This is a genomic window from Candidatus Diapherotrites archaeon (genome assembly GCA_040755695.1).
In the GTDB taxonomy this organism is placed as follows: Archaea; Iainarchaeota; Iainarchaeia; order Iainarchaeales; family 1-14-0-10-31-34; genus JBFMAK01.
The window spans coordinates 1-1,725 of record JBFMAK010000018.1; the positions used below are offsets into that span (position 1 = coordinate 1).

Annotated in this window: 2 protein-coding genes; both read right to left on the bottom strand. The window is 49.8% G+C overall.

The window, feature by feature from the left end; all coding sequences use genetic code 11:
• Window positions 1-147 precede the first annotated feature (147 nt).
• Window positions 148-1,125: a DDE-type integrase/transposase/recombinase gene (locus tag AB1467_07400; protein ID MEW6296080.1), complete on the bottom strand. Its 978-nt coding sequence runs from the start codon at window positions 1,123-1,125 to the stop codon at window positions 148-150.
• Between the two features lie 257 nt (window positions 1,126-1,382).
• A complete protein-coding gene (locus tag AB1467_07405) occupies window positions 1,383-1,661 on the bottom strand; it encodes a hypothetical protein (GenBank protein MEW6296081.1) in 279 nt (92 codons plus the stop codon).
• Window positions 1,662-1,725 lie beyond the last annotated feature (64 nt).

Consider the following 1,725-nt stretch of genomic DNA (forward strand, 5'->3'; position numbering starts at 1 on the left):
GATTTTGACCAAAGTTTTATGAAGAATGAACATAAACAGAGATAGCCAGTATGAAGACTTGGGCATGAACAATGCCAAGGGGCAGCGATGAGAGCGTGTGGTTGTTTGGAAGTTTTTTGGTTAAAGGTTCTTTGACAAGCTGGAAGATCAGGCAGACATGGCGAGGATTTTGGCCCAGCTTCCTTGGATGGTCGAGATGGGCTTGAGTTCGGGGATTTCGATGGGGACTTTGTAATTGAGCGCCATGTGGGGTCGCAGGAAGTTGTAATGCGTCACGATGAGGGTGACGAGCGCGACGGCACCGTTGAAGGATTTGAATCCGGAAGCGGGCCGGGTATGGTATTTGATGGTTCGGTTGAGACGTTCAATGAGCTGTTTGAACGGTCTGAATTCTGCCGATATTTGGTCGAGGTTTTGGAGTCCGATGACTTGTTTCAGTGTGATTTGATGATCTTGGTCGCGTTTCTCGTTGAGGAACAAGGCTCCTGCGACGTAGGCTGGGTTGCCGTCAGTGATGAGCGTGAGCTTCTGGTTGGGATCGGCAGTGCGGATGGCTTCGTTCATGGCAATGGTAGCGGGGAGAGTTTCGCGGTTGTCCGCGACGTGGTAGGCCGCAATCGAGTGATTCTTGGATGAGATGAACAGGAAGATGTACGCCCATTGTCCGAGGATTTTGATATAGGTTTCATCGCCGGCGGATTCGTTGTCGACGGGCCCTTTGAACTTCATGTTGAACTGGTGGCAATGGTACGCGGCGGCTTCGGCGTAATTCAGGACGGTCTGACGGGAGACGGTGACATTGAAGACGACGCGCATGATGTAGGCGGTTTTACGGGCGCTTAAGGCGAATGAGACAAAGAACGACAGGATCAGACCAAGGACATTGGGGGAGTTATATATTTTACGAATATCGACGGTGGGCTTGAGCGGTGAGGCGACGACGAGATCCTTGGCCTGGAACAGATATTCGTTGTAGGTGTAGCAGATCTTGAATTGGGAAGATTTTAGTTTTTGTAAGGTCGCTTCCGCGGGGTTGAGTTGCTTGAGCGCGTTAAGACGGTATGGACAATTGTCATTGCTGCATTTGTGAATAATGGCGTCGAGGCGGGTCTTCCAGCGAAACAATGCGCCGTGGCAATGCGGACAATAATATTTGGCTTTGGCCGCTCTTTTATAACGATTATCGGCTTGGAAGTTCGACGAGCAGATTTTGCAGCGCAGCTGAGATCGTTCTTTGCCATTGTTGTAATACAGATATTGGTGCGGGGCCCTGCAGAACGGGCACTGTTCGGTCTGCGGGACGGGTTTCCCGTCACGAATCTTGACCGGCTTGAGCGGCCGGCCGTGTTTGGCCTGATGAGCCTCGAGCAGCGTCTGGTAATCTAAATTTTGTTCTTTTTTTTAGCGGGTTCCGTTAACGGCGGTGTCGGGTCAACGGTAAACGCGCGATAGTTCGGATGCTGTTCTTTGAATACGTCTTTCGGCCTCGACGGGAATTCTTGACGGCTCTTTAAGACATCCGAAAGTTCTTTGATGATTTTTTCGATCTGTTCTCGGTTGAATCTTGAACAGATCCAGACAACAAAACGAGAGATCTGGTCCATGGCAAGCGCCTCCTTGGAAAACAGAATAATCGCTTCCCCGTGGGGAGGCAAGCTCAATAATCAGAACTCTTTGTAAAAACAGAAGATAAGAATATTTAAAGTTAAAACTTTGGGCAGAACG